We start from the raw sequence: 19,068 nt of genomic DNA, 5'->3' as shown, positions 1-19,068 counted from the left end.
GACTCCCTACAGTGGCCAGCATGAGCAACGCTTTGGACATCGCCTCCGACGGACCGATCCGGACCTGGACGATCAACCTGCCCAGCGTGGGTAACGCGATCACCGGCAAGGACGTCATCGCCGCGTTCGAGACTGCGGTCGACGACGCCAACGCCGACACCGAGGTCCGCGCCGTGATTCTGACCGCTGCAGGCAAGATCTTCTCGGCGGGCGGCAACGTCAAGGAGATGGCCGACCAGGCCGGCATGTTCGGGCTGAGTCCCCTTGACCAACGGCATGCCTATATCGACGGAATTCAGCGCATCCCCCGGGCCCTGGCCCGGCTCGAAGTCCCCTTGATCGGTGCGATCAACGGCGCCGCCATTGGCGCCGGCTGTGACCTGGCGACCATGTGCGATATCCGGATCGCTTCTGAGCGTGCATCTTTCGCGGAGAGTTTTGTCCAACTCGGCCTCATCCCCGGCGATGGCGGCAGCTGGTTCCTGCAGCGCGTCGTCGGGTACCAACGGGCCGCCGAGATGACGTTCACCGGGGACCGGATCGACGCTGCGACCGCGCTGGAGTGGGGTCTGGTCACCCGGGTGGTACCGCACGAAGACCTGCTCCCGGCAGCGCGGGAGCTGGCCGAACGGATCGCCAAGAACCCGCCGCACGCATTGCGGATGGCCAAGCGGCTGCTGCAGGAGTCGCGCACCGGGTCGCTCGAGTCGACGCTGGGAATGGCCGCTGCCATGCAGCCGCTGGCGCACCGCGATCCCGAGCACGAGCAGCGCATCGCCAAGTGGCGGACAAGCTGATGGCTACCGCGCCCCCGCGGTTGGTGCCTGCGGCCGGCATCGAGACCGACGAGACCGCGTCGCTGCGGGCCGAGGTGCGCACGTTCATCGCCGAGCAGCTGGCCGCAGGCACATTCGTCCCGTCGGTCGACGCCTGGTTGTCGCGGTGGGACGAGGACTTCACCGCCGCGCTGGCTGAACGCGGGTGGCTGGGCATGACGGTGCCGACCGAGTACGGCGGGCACGGCCGCACCTTCACCGACCGCTTCGTGGTCACCGAGGAGCTGCTGGCCGCCGGCGCCCCGGTCGCGGCGCATTGGATCGCCGATCGTCAGATAGTCCCGTCGCTGCTCAAATACGGCACCGAAGCGCAGAAGCAGCGTTTTCTGCCGCGGATCGTGCGCGGGGAATGTTTTTTCGGCATCGGGATGAGCGAGCCCGATTCCGGTTCCGACCTGGCCAGCGTGCGTACCCGAGCCGAGCGGGTCGAGGGCGGCTGGTCGCTGTCCGGCACGAAGGTGTGGACCTCCGGCGCCCATGTCGCCGAAGCGTTCATCGCGCTGGCCCGTACCGAACCGGTGGACCCGCAGCACCGGCATGCGGGCCTGAGCCAGTTCATCGTGGACCTGCGCAGTCCCGGCATCGAGATCCGCCCGATCATCTCGATGAACGGCGCCCACCATTTCAACGAGGTCATCCTGGACAGTGCGGTGGTGCCCGATGACATGGTGTTCGGTGAGATCGGCGACGGCTGGCGGCAAGTCACGTCCGAGCTGGCCTTCGAACGCAGTGGCCCCGAGCGATTCCTGTCCACCTTCCCGCTGCTGGCGGTCTGCGCGGATCGGATGGCCGCCAACGCGATTCCCCGCGATGCGGGTCTGGGGCGGCTGGTGGCCCGTGTCGCGGGCCTGCATCACATGTCGACCGCGGTGGCCGGCGCCCTCGAGCGCCACGATCCGGCCGACATCCCGGCCGCGGTGGTCAAGGTGCTGGGTACCACGACCGAGGGAGACATCGCGGAGTTCGCCGACGTGCTGGATGCCCCCGACGCGATCTACACGGAGTTGGTCCGGGCGGCGGTCGACCAGCGACCGGGTTTCACGCTGCGCGGGGGCACCAACGAGGTGTTGCGTGGGGTCATCGCCCGCGGATTGGGGTTACGGTGACCGGCCGGACGGTCGTCGACCGGGACCTGGTCGACATGATGGACTCCGTCTTCGCCGACTACCGCGCCAAGCCGGCGCCCGCGACGACGGTCGAACTGGATCGCGCGCTGTGGCAGCAACTCGACGAACTGGGCCTGGTGCGACTCACCGGCGCCGAGCAGGACGGGGGCAGCGGCGCCGGGTGGTACGAAGCGGCCGAATTGCTAAGCGCCGCGGCGTCCCATGGCGTTCGAATCCCGTTGGCGGAGCACGATTTACTGGCGTGCTGGCTGTTGGCGGCACTGGGGGCGCCGGCCGGCGCGGCGGTGCGGACGGTGTGCATGCTCGACAAGCACGGACGCGCCAGCGGTGTGCCGTGGGCGGCCGCGGCGGATCACGTCGTGGTGGTGTGGCGGGCGCAGGGCGGATACCGTGCCGCCGATCTCCCGGTCGACGACCTGCACATCATGCCTGGCAGCAACCTGGTCGGTGAGCCACGGGACGAGGTGACCGTCGACGTCACCGACCTGCCCGGGTTACCGGTGACCCTGGCCCAGATCACCCAGTTGCGGCTGAGATCGGGGTTGGTGCGTGCGATTCAGGTGTGCGCCGCACTCGACCGAATCCTGCAGTTGTGCATCGAGCATGTGACTGCCCGTACCCAGTTCGGTCGCCCCCTGGCCAAATTCCAAGCGGTACAACATCTCGTCGCCGACCTGGCCGCCGAAGCCGCGCTCGCCCGGGCAGCGACCGAAGCCGCGTCGACCGCCGGGGTCGCCAGCGATTGGACGGCGCCCGACCTGGAGTTCCTGGTGGCCGTGGCGCGTTCGTGTGCGGGGCACGCGACCTCGGTGGCGGTGCGCAATGCCCATCAGGTGCACGGCGCCATCGGTACCACCCGTGAGCACCGTTTGCACGAATTCACCCGGGCCGCGCTGGCCTGGCGCTCGGAGTTCGGTTCGCTGCGGTACTGGGACGATCAGGTGACCGACGCGGCCCTGTATGCGAGTGCAGGCGGGCTGTGGGGTCTGATCACGGGGTGCTGATGGTGTTCCACTGACCGGACAAGCCGGGTCTCATCCCTGATTCAGCAGGGTTGACTGGCCCCATGAGCAACGACATCACGCTGCCGGAATTGCAGGAGTTCATCGCCGGCTTCTGGTACCACTACGACGAGGCGCACTACGACGAGCTCACCGCATGCTTCACCGAAGACATCCGCTATGTCAGCAGAAGCGACAGTGGCGCAAGCCCTTTCGAGGAACTGATGTCGCCGGAGCTGCGTGGCCGCGATGCGGTCATGGAGTGGCTGTCCCAACACCGAGAGCAGAGCCCCTACCCGTTGCGGCACCACGCCACCAATGTGCACCGGACCGCCGTCGACCGGGCGCGGTTCTACATCTTCGTCAACCAAGTCGCGAACTTCGTGCCGTTCGCGGTGTCCAGCGGCGTCGCTGAGGTGGGTGTCCGCCGCACGGCCGACGGGTTGCAGTTCACCGACATCGACGTCGTGCTGGACACCACCAACTCGGTGCTGCTCGCCGAGCGGCATGCCGCCACGGGGTCGTGAGCGCCCGCGACACTTTCGCCGGCGGCGTTGCCGTCATCACCGGGGCCGGTGCCGGAATCGGCGCCGGGCTGGCGCGGTACGCGAGCCACCTGGGCATGACGGTGGTGCTCGCCGACATCGATGCCGCGGCGGTGGCGTCGCTGCGCGACGAACTCGGCGACCGCGCCGTCGACGTGGTGTGCGACGTCCGCGACGCGGGTGCTGTTCAGGAGTTGGCCGACCGCACCTACCGGGAGCTGGGTCCGGTCCGGCTACTGGTGAACAACGCCGGGGTCGAGCAATTCGGCTACCTGTGGGACACACCGCTGGCCAACTGGCAGCGCGTCGTCGACGTCAACATCAGCGGAGTCTTCCACGGCGTCAGAGCATTTCTGCCGAAGATGATGGCAACCCGGCAACAGGTGTGGGTATGGAATCTCTCGTCGGTCGGTGCGGTGGTGGCAATCCCGTTGCAAACGCCCTACATCATGAGCAAACACGCCGTGCTGGCAATGACCGAATGTCTGCGTCTGGAGGTGGCAACCGCCGGGCACGACAACCACATTCACGTCCAGGCTGTCCTGCCGGGTGCGGTGACCTCTAACATCTTCGAGTCGGCCGGCGGGGTCGACCTGAACGGCGATGTGGGCATGGCAGAGAAGCAACGGCGGGCCATGCTCGACGTCAAAGCCACGGCCATGGATCCGTGGGCGGCCGCCGCGACGCTGTTCGAGCAGGCGGCCCAGGGACGCTTCTATCTGGTGACCCAACCGTCGGTCGTCGACGCCATGCGCGACCGCGCCGAATCCCTTGCCACACAACGTTGCCCAGAGCTGACATGAGTCTGGATCCGGACGCGGCCGCACGGGTGGCGTCGTTCGGTCCGCTGCCGCCGATGCGGCAGCGCGGCCTGGCCGCGATGCGTGCCGCGATCGAAGCTGCTCCGCTGCCCGACGACATGGCCGAGATGGTCTGCATCGACGACGCTTTCGCCGGTTCCGTTCCGGTCCGGATCTACCGGCCGACAAGCGATTCCGTCGGACCGGCGCTGGTCTACTTCCACGGCGGCGGCATGGTCATGGGTTCCAACCATTCCTTCGAACCGCTCGCCCGCGCGCTGGCATCGACCTCCGGTGCAACGGTCGTGTCGGTCGAATATCGGCTCGCGCCGGAATACCCGCCCCCTGCCCAGTTCGACGACGCCTATGCCGCGGCCGAGTGGGCCGCACGTCAGCCATGGGTCGACGGGCTCGTCGTCGTCGGCGACAGCGCCGGTGGATCACTGGCGGCCGGGGTCGCCCTGGCTGCCCGCGACCGCGGCGGGCCACGGCTCTGCGCTCAGGTGCTGTTGTATCCCGGTCTGGATCGCGACATGACCGTTCCGTCCATCACGTCGCTCGCTGACGCACCGATGCTCAGCCGCGACGACATCGACTTCCTGCACGCGGTGGCCGACGGGGACGCCGGCGCACCCGGTGACCCGTACCTGGTTCCGGCCTACGCAGCTGACCTGTCCGGTCTCCCACCGGCCATCGTGGTCACCGCAGGTTGCGATCCGATCCGCGACTGGGGAGAGCGCTATGCGGCCCGGCTGTGCGACGCAGGCGTGCAGACCACCCTGACCCGCTACCCCGGGATGTATCACGGTTTCCTGATGCGGCCCGGGGTGACCGCGCGGGGCCGGTTGGCCATCGCCGAACTCGGAGCCTTGCTGCGCGCCAAACTCGCCAACGGCGTTCCCTTCTAACGTCCCGGTCACCGGACACCCCGGACGCTGCCCGGGCGCGCACCCCACACGATTGAACAAGCAACTGCGACAAGGAGACACGTGATGCATTCCGCACAGCGGCGCGAGGAGCTATCGGATGTGCTGCGTCCCGCCGCACCGCCCCGCGAAGTCGCTGACGTCTACACCGATGATCAACGCGAGCGGTTACTCGACGTGGTCCGCACCGAAGGTCCATGGCGGCTGATCATTTCCCAACATTTCGCCTCCGCCGATGAGTTGATCGCGACGATGAGCGGTCTGTTCCACGAGGGTTACACGCCGTCCCTGGACCTCTTCTTGACCCCGACGTTCCGCGGCTACCTGGCCAACTATGGCGCGGTGCTCTACCCGCAACTGCACGACTGCTTCTATCACGCCCGGTTCCTGGAGATGGCCAAGAGCTACTGGGGTGCCGAATACGCCAAGCCGCAGTTGATGCTGTTCAACATCAACGGCCCCTGCGCCAATCGCGATCCGGGGCACCTGGATTCGCCGAGCTTCCGCGGCGTGCGGCACGAGAACGCACCTACCTGGCTCACCAGTGTGATGGGCAAGTCCGGCCTGTTCACCGAGTACCTGATCAAGACGGCGCAGGTGATCACGTGGTTTTCCCTCGACAGCACCAGCGGATTCACCTACTGGCCCGACGGTCCGCTCAAGGCACCTCAGCGGGTGTTGCCGCCGATCTACAACCGCGGCGTGGTGGTGCAGAACGAAATGATGGTGCACCGCGGCGAGGCCAACGGCCCGCTGGAACACCAGATTCCGGCCGGGCTGGCGTTCGACACCGTGTTCACCGGCGACCCCGGCGACCGCGATCAGTGGTTGCTCAAGAATGGGCACGAGGTGATTGGCCGCCACCACACCGACGAACTCCGTTTCTTGGTGCACTGGTCGGCCGAGGTCTTCTCCGACCTCGACGAACTGAAGAAGAACATGGAGGGCACCGACGACCTGACCGCAGACAAGGCCGTCGACATCATGGTCGACGACGTCAATGCCAGGGGCATCAAGCTCGACATACCCAGCGAGCCGCTGCACAATCCGGAGTTCATCGCCGCCCTCAATGCCGCTTTCGACATCGGCGGTCCGGCGCAGTATCCAGAGGCGGCGCCCATCAGTGCTTTTCAGTTGGCCTGAGCTTCAGCGCACCACGACCGTGCTGGGTGTGCGCGGCGCACCGAGGTGACGGTGCGACGGCGGTCGGCGGCCGTCCTCGTCGGTGATGCCGTACCGCTCGGCGAGTTCGGCGCCGATGAACGTCTGGCCACTCAGCGCGCCGAGTTCCGGATCGCCGTACAGCGCATCGATCAAATACCCGGTGAATTCCGGGGTTTCGGCGTGTTCTGCCGTCTTGGCCAGCGCCTTCGGGTTAGCTGCGAAGGCGCCGCGCAGCTTCTCGGTGAGCAAGATGCCCATCCAGATCGAGACCGTCGCGACGCCCGTGCCGCCGAAATCCACTGCCATGTCGGCGACCATCTTGTCCACCCCGGCCTTCTGGGCGCCGTAGGCCGCACCGTGCATGTAGCACACCGAGCCTGGTGACGACGTGAACGCGATCAGCCCGCGGCCCCGTGCGACCAGCAGGGGTGCGGCATACCACGACGCGACGTAACTCGATCGCAGGCCGACATCGAGTACGTCGACAAGCTCAAGAGGCTTCTCCCAGAACGGCTTTGGGTTCACCAAATCATCGGACACCGCCGCGGCGTTGTTGACCAGCAGGTCCAGGCCGCCATGATCGGCACGAACCCGCTCGAACAATGCGGCCACCGCGTCGTCGTCACGGTGATCGAGGCGCACCGCAATCCCACCGGGCGGAGCATCGGTGATGGTGCGACCGGTGGCATACACCCGCCAGTTCTTGGCGGCCAATGCCGCCGCGATACCGCGTCCGGCACCGCGACTGGCCCCGGTGACCACCGCAACATTCATCGAAGCGAATTGTAGGACGGGTGCGGCCGGCTGTTCGGCACCCCCGGCATGGCGCTCAGCCGTCGTCGACGATCGCCAACTCCCCCGCCGCAACGGCCGCCTCGATCGAGTCCCGCAGCGCCGAACAGACCAGGAACAGTCCGCGATGGTGGCCGGCGATCTGCATGGCGGCCCGGCGCTCGAGGCATCGCGCTGATGCGTCGGCGTCCCACTGCACGCTGGTCTGGTTCCAGCTGCTCTTGCGGACCAGTACCTGCGCACCGCAGCTGTGGCAGCCGACCGACGCCATCGGCATGTCGTCGAGGCGGTTGTCGGCGCGGGACGACAGGCTCATGGGACCGAGCCCGCCCTGGCCGCCATATTCGCCTCGATCTGCTTCATCCAGGCCTCGTAGGGCCGGGTGGTGTCCAACTCGAACTCGAAGCGGTCCACCATATCCGGCTGCACCTCGGCGGCGTCGACGTAGAACTGCTGATACCAGCGCCGCAGTTGATAGACCGGTCCGTCCTCTTCGACCAGGAGCGGATTGTCGATGCGCGCCTTGTGCCGCCAGATTTCGACGTCCTGCTCGAAACCCATCTTGACGTAGTCGCCGAGACTGATCGCGGTCTGCATGGCCTGCTCGTCGGGTAGCGACGCCGATTTCTTGACGATGATGCCGTATTGCAGCACAAAGGAATTCGCGTCGATTGGATAGTGACAGTTGATCAGGATGGTCTGCTGGTCGCCGTCCTCGTAGTGGTAGGTGAGGTCGTCGATCATGAACGACGGGCCGAAGTAGGACGCCACCGAGGTGGTGCCGAGCATGCGCGCACCCTCGGTGCCGCCCATGTCCGGCCGGCCGTCGCCGTTCATGTACTGCGTCGCCACGTGCCCTTCGAAGATGTTCTTGAAGTAGGTGGGCAGCGAGCCGTGAATGTAGAAGAAGTGCGCCATGTCGACGACGTTGTCGATGATCTCGCGGCAGTTGCTGTCGACGACGGTGGTGTACCAATGCCAGTCGGTCCACTCGTCGCTGGAGGCGCCTTCGATGCGCGGAATGGTGGCATCCGGTGCCGGCGGGTTGCGTTCGGGGTCGTTCCAGACGAACAACATGCCGTCCTGCTCCAGCGTGGTCCACGTCGCCGTGCGGGCCAGCCGCGGCGCGCGCTTGGCATACGGGACCTGTGTGCACCGACCGTCCCCGCCCCACCGCCAGTCGTGGAACGGGCAGGCGATCTCGTTGCCTTTCACCTCGCCCTTCGACAGGTCACCGCCCATGTGACGGCAGTATCCGTCGAGCACATTGATGTCGCCGTCCCCGCTGCGAAATACCACCAGCTTCTGACCGAAGGCGTTGATCGCGTGGGGTGTGCCGTCCCCGAAGTCCCGGACCAGACCCAGGCAGTGCCAGCCGCGGGCGAACCGGGTCGGCGCGGCCTGCGCTTCGATGAGCCGGATTTCATCGGCGTCGGTGTGCGAACTCATAGGACCCATTGAACGCCTCCCGGCCGGCGATGGGGGATCACCTGTTCCACTGATCAGGAGACCTCTTCCGGTACGGTGCCGCACCGGCCTAGCGTCCCAGGGGTGAGCGCACCCAGCACGACCATCCCGGCCGGACTTCCCGTCGACGACACCTGCGTCGACCTGCTGGTGGTCGGGTCCGGCACCGGGCTGGCTGCGGCGCTGGCCGCCCACGAGCTCGGGCTGTCGGTGCTGGTCGTGGAGAAGTCGTCCTACGTCGGCGGATCGACCGCCCGCTCGGGCGGTGCCCTGTGGCTGCCGGGCGGGCCGGTGCTGGACGAGGCCGGCGCCGGGGACTCCGCCGCGCAGGCGGCCACCTACCTGGACGCGGTGGTCGCAGGATCGGCACCCCCGCAGCGATCGGCCGGCTTCCTGGACCAGCTTCCTGCGACGGTCCATATGCTGCGGCGGACCACCCCGCTGCGGCTGTTCTGGGCCCGGGACTACTCCGACTACCACCCGGAGGAACCGGGCGGCAGTGCGGCGGGCCGCACCTGTGAGTGCTATCCGTTCAACACCTCGATGCTCGGTCCCTATCGGGACCGATTGCGACCCGGCGTGTTGGAAGCCGCGTTCGCGATCCCGACGACGGGTGCCGACTACCGCTGGATGAATCTGGTAACCCGGGTGCCGCGCAAGGGAATTCCCACCTTCGGTAAGCGGATCGCGCAGGGCGTGGCCGGGTTGGCGGTGGGCAGGCGGTACGCAGCGGGCGGGCAGGGTCTGATGGCCGGCCTGTTCGCCGGTGTCCTGCGCGCCGGCATCCCGATCTGGACCGACACCCCGCTGGTGCGGCTCGACGGCGAGGCAGACCGGGTCACCGGTGCGGTCGTGGCGCACCGGGGCCGGGAGATCACCATCACCGCCCGCCGCGGGGTGGTCCTGGCCACCGGGGGTTTCGACCACAACATGGACATGCGGTGGAAGTTTCAGTCCGCATCGCTGGGCGCGCATCTGAGTTTGGGCGCCGACAGCAACACCGGCGACGGAATTCGCACAGCGCAGGATCGGGGCGCCGGCATCGACCTGATGGATCAGGCGTGGTGGTTCCCTGCGATCGCGCCGCTGCCCGGCAAGTCGCCCGCTGTGATGTTGGCTGAACGATCACTGCCGGGTTGCCTGATCGTGAACCAGCACGGTCGCCGGTTCACCAACGAGGCAGCCGACTACATGTCCTTCGGGCAGCGACTGCTGGCCCTCGAGCGTTCCGGCAACCCGATTGAGGCAATGTGGATTGTCTTAGACCAGCAGTACCGCAACAGTTATGTCTTTGGCGCCGAGCTGTTTCCGCGGATGAAGGTGCCGCAGGCCTGGTACGACGCCGGCATCGCCGCTCGCGCCGACACCTTAGCCGGACTCGGCGCGCGGATCGGGCTGCCGGTCGCGGAGTTCACCGACACGATGAGCAGGTTCAACGAAAATGCCTGTGCCGGTGCGGATCCGGACTTTGGTCGGGGCCGCAGCGCTTATGACCGTTACTACGGAGACCCAACTATCCGGCCCAACCCGAACCTGCGCCCGTTGCGCAACGGGCCGTTCTACGCGGTGAAGATGGTGCTGAGCGACCTCGGTACCTGCGGTGGCGTCAAAGCCGACGGGCGGGCGCGGGTGCTGCGCGAGGATGGCACCCCGATCCACGGTCTGTACGCGATCGGCAATGCCGCCGCCAATGCGTTCGGCACCACCTACCCGGGCGCAGGCGCCACGATCGCACAGGGCCTGGTCTACGGCTACATCGCCGCCTGCGACGCGTCGAATTAGTCGGCGGCGCGCTTGGCGTCGACCTGCTTTTCAATTTCACGCCAGTATCCCGGGGTGGGCCGCGGTTTACCGAACCCGCCCTTGGCTGCCTGCTCGATGATGGCGTTGGCTTCGTCGATGTCTTTCATGAGTTCCAGGGCGAACTCCCGCTCGGCAGCGTAGTACTTTGCCGCCCACCGCAGTGCCATCACCGAGTAGGCCCAAGCGGGTTCGGCCTCCGCCCCCTCAGCGTCCTCAATCGCCTTGCGATATCGGGCTTCTGCGTACGCCACGTGTTCGTGTAGCAGTTCCTTGAGCCGGGTCGGGTTGCTCAGGTGCCCGAATGTCACCCGCAACAGCATGCTGTGCTTGAGGACCGGCGGGTCCAGGGGCGCATTGTTGGTCCAGTCGGTGATCGCTGCCATCCCGGCCGGGGTGATCCTGTAGAGCCTGCGGCTGCGGGTGCCCTCGTCACGCTCGACGCGCGACGTCACCAGATCGAGGCTCTCCAGCTTCTTCAGCTCGGTGTAGATCTGGCTGTACGACGGGCTCCAGTAGTAGAGGTCGACGCTCCAGTCGATCCACTTCTTCAGGTCGTAGCCGGAGACTTCCTCCTCATAGGACATCATGCCCAGCAACGCCCAGCTGGTGGCGGCAAGTGCCGGCTTGCCCTTGTCGCTGGTCTGCTCCACTGCGCCAGACTAACAACCGGGTGCACCGACTCGCTTGCGATGACCGCTGATTGGGACACGGCGTTGCCGGCGCGGCCGGGTCACTGTTCTATGGTGGCGACATGGTGGATTCGTTTGCGTCGATGACTGATTCGTTGCCGGTGTACGAGTCGCTGGCGATGTCGGTGCGACGCCTGATCGACGCGACGATTCGCACCGAGGTGGGCCACGACATCATCGCCGCCGCCACGGCCAAGATCGACAGCGTGACAAGCGAACTCAGCGCCGAGCTGATGCCCGGTACGTTCGGCGAACGCGACATCAACGATGGGCAGGGCATCGCGTCGGGCAATGTCGTTATCGGAGTGCGCAATCCGTCTGCTCCGCCGCTGGTGGTTCATCACGAAAGCGACGGATCGGTATGGGCGGAGTTTGTGCTCGGCGCCGCGTTCGAGGGCCCGATGGGGCACGTGCACGGCGGGATCTCGGCAATGATTCTCGACCACATTCTCGGTGCCACCGCGCACCGGCCGGGACGGCCCGCGTACACCGGGACGCTGACGCTGCGCTATCACCAGCGCACCCCGTTGAATCAGCCGTTGCGCGCCGACGCGTGGGTCGACCGGAGCGAAGGCGTCAAGACATTCGCCGTCGGGCAGATCAGCGGCGCAGATGGCGTATTGGTCTCAGCGGAAGGGGTTTTCATCCATCCGCGCACCTAGGGTGCGTTGACGCTGCGCGCATGGCTACTCGGCTCTGCGCCCACGGCGGCGAAGTGCGAGAGAGCCCCGCCGCCAGCGCAGCGTCACCATCGGAGGCCACCCCGCTCCCGCCGCTCAGCGTTTGCCGTATTCCAGCACGGCTCCCGCCGCGGCCGGCGCCCCGCGGGCGACCACCACGGGCATCGACGTCGATGCGTTGGTGCGCAGAATGGTGTGCACCACGTCGACGAGGTCGTCGACGGGCATCAACTTGCCCGGCATGCAGCCCCGGGACACCCAGAGCGGATATGCCTGCATGGCCAATTCCCGATCCCAGCCGGCATTCATCCCCGTCTGGGCGTCTCCCTCGCCGCCGGCGCACTCGCCAACGATCAGGTTGGTGAAGCCGACGTCGGGGTGCTCAGCGCGCCACGCCTCGACCAGACGCTCCAGCGCTGCCTTGCTGACGCCATACGCGCCGAGTCCGGGCCACGGCGGTCCGAAAGTGCCGGCATCCGAAGACAGGTAAACCACTTTGCCCGCCACCGATGTCAGGTGCGGAATCGCCGCCGCGGTCGCCAACGCCGCTCCAATCACGTTGGTGTCGAACACTTGCCGCCATGTCGCGGCGTCGGTATCGGCCAGCGGGACCAGCGGGCTGATCGCGGGTGCGTAGACGACGTTGTCGATGCCGCCCAGCGCCTCGGCTGCCGCGCCGATTCCCGACTGCGCCGATGCCTGATCAGTCACATCGCATTCGACAGCGATCGCACCGTGCCCGGCCTCGGCCGCAGCTGTTTCGATGCGCTCACGCCGTCGGGCGAGCAGCGCCACCCGATCCCCACGCTGTGCCAATCCGACACCAATACAGCGCCCCAACCCGCTCGAGGCGCCGATCACCACCGTTTTCGCCATATCGACCTCCGCGACAGAGCATGACATACGCCCGAGGCCGGACGAGAACGGGGTTACCGGTTTCGCAGCATGTCGTTGCCGCGACCGCCGCACCGCCCGCGGACGGGTGGGCCGGTCGGGCCCGTCACCGTTTAGCTCCGCTAACTGACGGGTAGTTCTCCTTCTCAGGAGGAAAGAAATGAGCCAGCCCGAGATCGACCCGGTCGACCACTACCGAACCACCCGCCGGCACGCCGGCGAGTCAATGAAGAACGGTGCCAATGCGCCGGGCATCATCGCGGTTGCCGCTGGTGTGATCGCGCTGGTCGTAGGGTTGGCCGCGTTCGCCACGCACCACACGTCGGTCGGGGTGGCGGCGGTGCTCGTTGCGCTCGCGGTCGGTGCCGCCGGTCTGGTGTGGTTACGCCACACTCACCAGCAGGTTCGTGCCGCGGAGTTGCAATGGCACCACGCGCATTCCGACGACGCCGCCCCACCGCCCGCCAGTTGACCACAGGTCGCGGTGCCATTCCGTCGCGCGGGGTTTATCGGCGGAAACGATTTGCGGCCAACGCTTTTCGTGCCAGAGCAGCCGCACCGCGGGTGAGCCGGACAATACGGCCGTATACGGTGGGCTTATGAAATATGTTGACGTCGACGGCGTCGGACGGGTGAGCCGGATCGGTCTGGGTACTTGGCAGTTCGGTTCACGCGAGTGGGGGTACGGCGAAAACTACGCCTCAGGGGCCGCACGCGACATCGTGCAGCGCGCCCGTGCCCTGGGAGTCACCCTGTTCGACACCGCCGAGGTGTACGGCCTGGGCAAGAGCGAACGGATCCTCGGCGAGGCACTCGGCGAGGAACGCGCCGAGGTGGCGGTGGCGAGCAAGGTCTTCCCGGTCGCGCCGTTCCCGGCAGTGATCAAGCAGCGCGAACAGGCCAGCGCGCGACGTCTGCAACTGGACCGCATCCCGCTGTACCAGATCCACCAGTCCAACCCGGTGGTGCCCGACACGGTGATCATGCCCGGCATGCGGGACCTGCTCGATAACGGCAGGATCGGCGCCGCCGGCGTCTCGAACTATTCCCTCGAGCGCTGGAAGAAAGCCGATGCGGCGTTGGGGCGCCCGGTCATCAGCAACCAGGTCAGTTTCTCACTGGCCAACCCGGGCGCGTTGGACGACATGGTCCCGTTCGCGGAGCGGGAGAATCGGATCGTCATCGCCTACAGCCCGCTGTCGCAGGGCCTGCTCGGCGGCAAGTACGGTCCCGACAATCGCCCCGGCGGTGTGCGGAGTTTGAACTACCTGTTCGGCACCGAGAACCTCCGGCGGGTCGAGCCGCTGCTACAGACGCTGCGCGACGTCGCCGCCGAGGTGGACGCCAAGCCTGCCCAGGTCGCGCTGGCCTGGCTGATCAACCTGCCGGGAGTGGTCGCCATTCCCGGCGCATCCAGCGTCGAACAGCTGGAATTCAATGTCGCCGCCGCCGACATCGAACTGAGCAAGGATTCACACGACGCACTGACGGCCGCGGCCCGCGCGTTCCGACCGGTGTCGGCAGGCCGCTTCCTGACCGACCTGGTTCGCGAAAAGCTGCCGTTCTAACCGGGCACGCGGCGGCGACTCAGCGGAGCTGTGAAGCCGCCGGTGTCGTCGAAGTTCGCCCACTGCCCGTCGTCGTCGACCTGCATCCGCCAACCCGACGCATATCGGCCGGCGACGGACTCGGCGAACCACCGGTGCGCTGCCTCCGCGGTGTCGAAATTGCTGGTCGCCACGACCTCGCCGCACGGGTTGAGGGCTCTGAACACCGTCATGCGGACCGGATAACCGCTGCGGACAGCTTTCAATCGCCTGTCTAGACGGTGCGGGCCAGCCGTTCAGCGAGCAGTGCGGCGAAGCGCGCCGGATCTTCCAACGCTCCCCCTTCTGCGAGAAGCGCTGTTCCGTACAGTAATTCGGCGGTGTCGGCGACCGCAGCGTCGTCCGGACGGTCGGCGTGCGCCCGGCGTAACCCGGTGATCAGCGGGTGATTCGGGTTCAGCTCCAGAGTCCGCTTACCGACCGGCACCTCCTGCCCGGAGGCCCGGTACAGCCGGGCCAGCGCCGGAGTCATACCGAAGGCGTCGGTGATCAGACAGGCCGGTGACTCGGTCAGCCGAGTGGACAGCCGTACCTCCTTGACGTGCTCGCTCAATGTCTCCTTGAGCCAGGTCAGCAAGTCGGCGAAATCCTTCTCCTGTTCTTCGCGCTCGGCCGACGAGGACTCCTCGTCGGAACCGAGGTCCACCTCGCCTTTGGCCACCGACTGGAGTGCCTTGCCGTCGAACTCGCTGACGGTGCCGACCCAGACTTCGTCCACCGGGTCGGTGAGCAACAGCACCTCGTAACCCTTGGCCTTGAACGCCTCGAGATGCGGTGACTTCTCCAACTGCTGGCGGGATTCACCAGTGGCGTAGAAGATCTGCGTCTGGCCGTCTTTCATCCGTGCCACGTATTCGGCCAGCGTCGTCGGCTCCTCCTCGCTGTGCGTCGAGGCGAAAGAGGAGATGGTCAGCAGGGTCTCCTGGTTGTCGAAGTCCGACATCAGGCCCTCTTTGAGCACCCGCCCGAATTGGGTCCAGAAGGTGCGGTAGTCCTCGGGCCGCTCCGACTGAATGTCCTTGATCGTGGCGAGCACCTTCTTGGTGAGCCGCCGGCGGATTGCGTTGATCTGCCGATCCTTCTGCAGAATCTCGCGAGATACGTTGAGCGACAAGTCTTGTGCGTCAACGACACCCTTGATGAACCGCAGGTACTCGGGCATGAGCTCGTCGCAGTCGCCCATGATGAACACCCGTTTGACGTACAGCTGCACACCGGTCTTGACGTCGCGGTTGAACAGGTCGAACGGCGCTTGCGACGGGATGAACAGTAATGCCTGGTACTCGAAGGTTCCTTCGGCTTTCATCGCGATGACTTCCAGCGGGTCGTCCCAGGCGTGCGCGATGTGCTTGTAGAACTCTTTGTATTCCTCGGCTGTGACCTCGTCTTTGGACTTCGCCCACAGCGCCTTCATCGAGTTGAGCGTTTCGGTATCCGTGACCGTCTCTTCGCGGGTCTCGTCGGACCCCTCGTCAGCACCTGCAACGGGGACCTGGATCGTGCGCTCGACCTCCATCCGGATCGGCCACGCGATGAAGTCCGAATACTGCTTGACCAGACTCTTGAGCTTCCATTCCGAGGTGTAGTCGTGCAGCTCGTCCTCGAGGTCCTCAGGCTTGAGATGCAGGGTCACCGACGTGCCTTGCGGCGCACCCTCGACGGCTTCGATGGTGTAGGTGCCTGCACCGGTGGATTCCCACTTGGTGGCCTCGCTCTCACCGGCCTTACGGGTGAGCAATTCGACCTTGTCGGCCACCATGAACGACGAGTAGAAACCGATGCCGAACTGGCCGATGAGCTCTTCGGAGGACTCGGCGTTCTTGGCTTCTTTGAGCTGCTGGCGAAGTTCGGCGGTCCCCGACTTGGCCAGTGTGCCAATCAGATCCACCACCTCGGCACGGGTCATGCCGATGCCGTTGTCCCGGATGGTGAGAGTCCGGGCATCTTTGTCGATGTCGATCTCGATGTGCAGGTCGGAGGTGTCGACGTCCAGATCCTTATTACGCAGCGCTTCGAGGCGCACCTTGTCCAGCGCATCAGAAGCATTCGAGATCAACTCCCGTAAAAACGAGTCTTTGTTCGAGTACACCGAGTGGACCATCAAATCCAGCAGTTGCCGGGCCTCGGCCTGGAATTCCAGCTGCTCGACCTGCGCGTTCATGAGTTTCCTTCCGACGTGTCGATCGCGTCCGAATGTATCGAGACGCGATCCGCCGGTCAGCCTCGGGTGGCGGCTAACAGTCGGTGGTCGTCGGTCGCCCGGCGGCAACCAGTTCGTCGACCACCTCCGCAAGGCAGGCAATCCGGGGGCGGCGGCCATGTCCACGGCGATCCGGCTTCCCGGTGGCGCGGCTGATGCAGCACCGCAACTTTCAGATGACCTGGAAGCTGAGTCAGCACGCCTGGTTCTGGGGCGGGTCCGTCAGCTGCAGACTGTGCGGTGCCCCGCAATGCACCGTCAGGACATCAGCGAGGCCGCACGCGGCGACCGTGCGGGCCACCGACGTTTGGTGGCTGACCAGGCACAACTCGATCCCGCGTTGACGGCACCAGCGCGCCGCGTCAGCCAGCGCCAGGTAGGACGAGCACGACATGAAGTCCACGCTGTTCACGTCGACAATGAAAAGCTGCGGCGCAGTCGCGAACGCCGAGGCTTCGGCGAGCAGTTGACGCCAGGTCTCGTCGTTGTTGGCGTCGATCTCGCCGCCGACGTAGACGATCACCGCCGCGTCGAAGCCCTGCACGGCCGCACGCAGCGTGCTGTGTTCAGCTCCGAGTTCGGCAACCAGGCGGGGCGTCAACCGCACCGGCGCGGCAAACACTTCAGTGACGGCCAGGCTCATGCTGCGCTCCTCCATTCCGTGCAGACAGGGTGGGCATCTGCCCGGGTTCACGCCGCATGTCAGCTGGCTTGGCTCAGCACGTAGCTATTAGGCGGACAGCCGCGAAAACGCAGACAGACTGTCGTGCCAGCCTGCCCGCCGTCGATAAAGCACTCGTCAGCCAACGAGCGCATCAACATGATGCCGCGACCGCGTACCGCGTTGATGGCCGCGGGATTGGGTTCGATCCACCGGCCGTAGTCGCTGATGCAGACCTTGAGTTCGGTGGTCACCGGGCTGTAGGTGATCTGCAGCGTCATGCTGCCGACCTGCTCGACGACCTGGTACGCGTGATCGGCGCAATTGGACAGGGCTTCGTCCGCGGCGAGCACGATGTCGGCCGAGCGGTCCTCGTCGAGTTCCAGGTTGCGGCTCAGCCAGTCGTTCAGGTCGCGCCGGAACATCGCCACGGTGTGCGGGTCAGCGGTCCCGGTGTGCGAAAGCCAGAGCTGGTCGGCTTCACTGAAACCGACCTGATCGCTGGACGTCGTACCGCTCACGGGCTGTGGGCTACCCCATAGGTGGGGCGGATACACCTGATGTGATCAGTCCCCCAGTGCTTTAGGGCGTGACCCGACGGTTTCGATCACCGACCGGGCACCGAAGGGCCGGTCAGCTCAGCTTTTGACGCCAGCGCGGTGCGCTCACCTAGTCAGGACCGAGGTGTAGTAGATGGTGTCGGCCATCGTCACCGAGTCGTGGGCCTGCGGAACCAGGTCCAGCCCGTGCTCGGCCAGCAACTCACTCATCTGGGTGCCGCTGGACTGCCAACCCAGGCGTTGCAGGTATTCGGCGACATCCTTGCGCTCGCCTTCGAAGCCGAGGTTCTCCCAGTCCAACTCGAAGCCGTGCGCACGCCACTTGGCGGTGGACCGGCGCATCATCTCGCGCGCCTGCTCGACGTCGCGCTCGGGCCGGTCCGGGATGGCTTCGACCGCCAACCGGCTGCCCGACGCACTGAGCGCGGTGATGTTGTCCATCAGGCGGTCCTGCGCTTCCGGCGGAAGGTATCCGAGCAGTCCTTCGGCGATCCAGGCCGTCGGCCGGTTCGTGTCCAGGCCTGCCTCGCGCAACGCGGTGGGCCAGTCCTGTCGCAGATCGATGGCGACGGTGCGCAAGTCGACTTTGGGAGCAGCGCCCAGGCCTGCCAGGGTGGTGGTCTTGAACGCGATCACCTCTGGCTGGTCGATCTCGAACACGGTCATGTCCGCCGGCCAGTCCAGCCGATAGGCGCGGGCATCCAACCCGGAGGCCAGGATGACCGCCTGCCGGACACCGGCCTGCACCGCGTCCTGGAAGAACCCGTCGAAGAATCGGGTGCGGGCGGCCATGGCGTCCGGCATGTGCTCGAGCTTCCAGCTCGATTCGTCGTCGTCGACGTCAGCGGCGGCCAGGTCGCCGGACACCCAGCGCGTGAAGAAGTCGACGCCCACGGCGCGGACCAGCGGTTCCGCGAACTGGTCGTCGATCACCGGGCTGTCGGCATTGGTCGCGATCGCGCGGGCCGCGGCCACCATGGTGGCGGTGGCGCCCACGCTGGTGGCCAGGTCCCAGGTGTCGTTGTCGGTACGTGGCACGAAGCATTCCCCTCATCCAACCGGTGATACTTAGCCAGTATAACACTTAGCTAGGTTAATAAGCGGCCGGCGCGGAGGTGCAGCGTCAGCGTCGCCCCGGGCCGCCGGGACCTCCTGGGCCCCCGGGCCCGCCGGGTCCACCCGGTCCGCCCGGTCCACCGGGACCACCCGGCCCTCCTGGGCCGTTCACTGCGGGCAGCACGAACACGCATTCATTCAGTTCCACGCTCCACGCCCAACCGGGTGCGCAGTCGTCGGCGCGGCTTGGCGCCGGAGTG

21 protein-coding genes are annotated in these 19,068 nt (G+C 66.4%); 11 read left to right on the top strand and 10 right to left on the bottom strand.

All coding sequences use genetic code 11. The annotated features are described in order from the left end of the window. Positions 1-20: 20 nt before the first annotated feature. From AC5Y3Z_RS08295 to AC5Y3Z_RS08265, 7 genes are all read left to right on the top strand, one after another. On the top strand, positions 21-797 hold the full coding sequence (locus AC5Y3Z_RS08295) for a crotonase/enoyl-CoA hydratase family protein (RefSeq protein WP_463824654.1): 777 nt from the start codon (positions 21-23) through the stop codon (positions 795-797). Beyond that, positions 797-1,942, top strand: coding sequence for an acyl-CoA dehydrogenase family protein (locus AC5Y3Z_RS08290; RefSeq protein ID WP_463824925.1), 1,146 nt, complete (start codon positions 797-799; stop codon positions 1,940-1,942). Before AC5Y3Z_RS08295 ends, AC5Y3Z_RS08290 begins: the two co-directional genes overlap by 1 nt. A gap of 35 nt (positions 1,943-1,977) precedes the next feature. Continuing rightward, a complete protein-coding gene (locus AC5Y3Z_RS08285; protein WP_463824926.1) occupies positions 1,978-2,967 on the top strand; it encodes an acyl-CoA dehydrogenase family protein in 990 nt (329 codons plus the stop codon). 62 nt (positions 2,968-3,029) lie between these two features. After that, the gene (locus AC5Y3Z_RS08280) at positions 3,030-3,491 is read left to right on the top strand and encodes a nuclear transport factor 2 family protein (RefSeq protein WP_463824655.1); all 462 of its coding nucleotides are present in this window, start codon (positions 3,030-3,032) and stop codon (positions 3,489-3,491) included. Continuing rightward, positions 3,488-4,312: an SDR family NAD(P)-dependent oxidoreductase gene (locus tag AC5Y3Z_RS08275; RefSeq protein WP_463824656.1), complete on the top strand. Its 825-nt coding sequence runs from the start codon at positions 3,488-3,490 to the stop codon at positions 4,310-4,312. Before AC5Y3Z_RS08280 ends, AC5Y3Z_RS08275 begins: the two co-directional genes overlap by 4 nt. After that, positions 4,309-5,217 (top strand): alpha/beta hydrolase, encoded by a 909-nt coding sequence (locus AC5Y3Z_RS08270; RefSeq protein ID WP_463824657.1) that lies wholly within the window; start codon positions 4,309-4,311, stop codon positions 5,215-5,217. The genes AC5Y3Z_RS08275 and AC5Y3Z_RS08270 overlap by 4 nt, the downstream gene beginning before the upstream one ends. Positions 5,218-5,301: 84 nt before the next feature. Then, positions 5,302-6,378: a hypothetical protein gene (locus AC5Y3Z_RS08265; RefSeq protein WP_463824658.1), complete on the top strand. Its 1,077-nt coding sequence runs from the start codon at positions 5,302-5,304 to the stop codon at positions 6,376-6,378. A 3-nt stretch (positions 6,379-6,381) separates the two neighbouring features. On the opposite strand, the gene AC5Y3Z_RS08260 is transcribed toward AC5Y3Z_RS08265, so the two are convergent. The 3 genes from AC5Y3Z_RS08260 to AC5Y3Z_RS08250 are packed head-to-tail and all read right to left on the bottom strand — an operon-like array spanning position 6,382 to position 8,640. Further along, a complete protein-coding gene (locus AC5Y3Z_RS08260) occupies positions 6,382-7,173 on the bottom strand; it encodes an SDR family NAD(P)-dependent oxidoreductase (protein WP_463824659.1) in 792 nt (263 codons plus the stop codon). A 55-nt stretch (positions 7,174-7,228) separates the two neighbouring features. Beyond that, positions 7,229-7,507: a ferredoxin gene (locus tag AC5Y3Z_RS08255; protein ID WP_463824660.1), complete on the bottom strand. Its 279-nt coding sequence runs from the start codon at positions 7,505-7,507 to the stop codon at positions 7,229-7,231. Continuing rightward, positions 7,504-8,640 (bottom strand): 3-ketosteroid-9-alpha-monooxygenase, oxygenase component, encoded by a 1,137-nt coding sequence (locus AC5Y3Z_RS08250; RefSeq protein ID WP_463824661.1) that lies wholly within the window; start codon positions 8,638-8,640, stop codon positions 7,504-7,506. The genes AC5Y3Z_RS08255 and AC5Y3Z_RS08250 overlap by 4 nt, the downstream gene beginning before the upstream one ends. Positions 8,641-8,742: 102 nt before the next feature. Here AC5Y3Z_RS08250 and AC5Y3Z_RS08245 point away from each other — a divergent pair, with 102 nt between their 5' ends. Further along, on the top strand, positions 8,743-10,440 hold the full coding sequence (locus tag AC5Y3Z_RS08245) for a 3-ketosteroid-delta-1-dehydrogenase (protein WP_463824662.1): 1,698 nt from the start codon (positions 8,743-8,745) through the stop codon (positions 10,438-10,440). Here the strand turns inward: AC5Y3Z_RS08245 and AC5Y3Z_RS08240 are convergent. Continuing rightward, a complete protein-coding gene (locus AC5Y3Z_RS08240) occupies positions 10,437-11,048 on the bottom strand; it encodes a PadR family transcriptional regulator (protein ID WP_463824927.1) in 612 nt (203 codons plus the stop codon). The genes AC5Y3Z_RS08245 and AC5Y3Z_RS08240 overlap by 4 nt on opposite strands. Before the next feature lie 164 nt (positions 11,049-11,212). Between AC5Y3Z_RS08240 and AC5Y3Z_RS08235 the strand changes: the two genes are divergently transcribed. Continuing rightward, positions 11,213-11,812, top strand: a complete 600-nt coding sequence (locus AC5Y3Z_RS08235; RefSeq protein ID WP_463824663.1) for a PaaI family thioesterase — start codon at positions 11,213-11,215, stop codon at positions 11,810-11,812. A gap of 114 nt (positions 11,813-11,926) precedes the next feature. Here AC5Y3Z_RS08235 and AC5Y3Z_RS08230 read toward each other — a convergent pair whose 3' ends face one another. Further along, positions 11,927-12,694, bottom strand: a complete 768-nt coding sequence (locus AC5Y3Z_RS08230) for an SDR family oxidoreductase (RefSeq protein WP_463824928.1) — start codon at positions 12,692-12,694, stop codon at positions 11,927-11,929. Between the two features lie 190 nt (positions 12,695-12,884). On the opposite strand from AC5Y3Z_RS08230, the gene AC5Y3Z_RS08225 reads away from it, so the two are divergent. Then, complete coding sequence (locus tag AC5Y3Z_RS08225; RefSeq protein WP_463824664.1) at positions 12,885-13,196, top strand: hypothetical protein; 312 nt, start codon at positions 12,885-12,887, stop codon at positions 13,194-13,196. Between the two features lie 127 nt (positions 13,197-13,323). Then, positions 13,324-14,292 (top strand): aldo/keto reductase, encoded by a 969-nt coding sequence (locus AC5Y3Z_RS08220; protein WP_463824665.1) that lies wholly within the window; start codon positions 13,324-13,326, stop codon positions 14,290-14,292. Here AC5Y3Z_RS08220 and AC5Y3Z_RS08215 read toward each other — a convergent pair. The 5 genes from AC5Y3Z_RS08215 to AC5Y3Z_RS08195 form a co-directional block, all read right to left on the bottom strand. Further along, a complete protein-coding gene (locus AC5Y3Z_RS08215) occupies positions 14,289-14,504 on the bottom strand; it encodes a hypothetical protein (protein ID WP_463824666.1) in 216 nt (71 codons plus the stop codon). The genes AC5Y3Z_RS08220 and AC5Y3Z_RS08215 overlap by 4 nt on opposite strands. Before the next feature lie 41 nt (positions 14,505-14,545). Beyond that, positions 14,546-16,492, bottom strand: a complete 1,947-nt coding sequence (htpG, locus tag AC5Y3Z_RS08210) for a molecular chaperone HtpG (protein WP_463824667.1) — start codon at positions 16,490-16,492, stop codon at positions 14,546-14,548. Positions 16,493-16,724: 232 nt separating this feature from the next. Beyond that, positions 16,725-17,174: an anti-sigma factor antagonist gene (locus tag AC5Y3Z_RS08205; protein ID WP_463824668.1), complete on the bottom strand. Its 450-nt coding sequence runs from the start codon at positions 17,172-17,174 to the stop codon at positions 16,725-16,727. Positions 17,175-17,233: 59 nt separating this feature from the next. Next, positions 17,234-17,713, bottom strand: a complete 480-nt coding sequence (locus AC5Y3Z_RS08200) for an ATP-binding protein (protein WP_463824669.1) — start codon at positions 17,711-17,713, stop codon at positions 17,234-17,236. 144 nt (positions 17,714-17,857) lie between these two features. Then, a complete protein-coding gene (locus AC5Y3Z_RS08195) occupies positions 17,858-18,790 on the bottom strand; it encodes an SAM-dependent methyltransferase (protein WP_463824670.1) in 933 nt (310 codons plus the stop codon). Positions 18,791-19,068: the final 278 nt, after the last annotated feature.

It is taken from the genome of Mycobacterium sp. NGS61, assembly GCF_059812325.1.
This window is presented reverse-complemented; position numbering and strand designations above follow the sequence as displayed.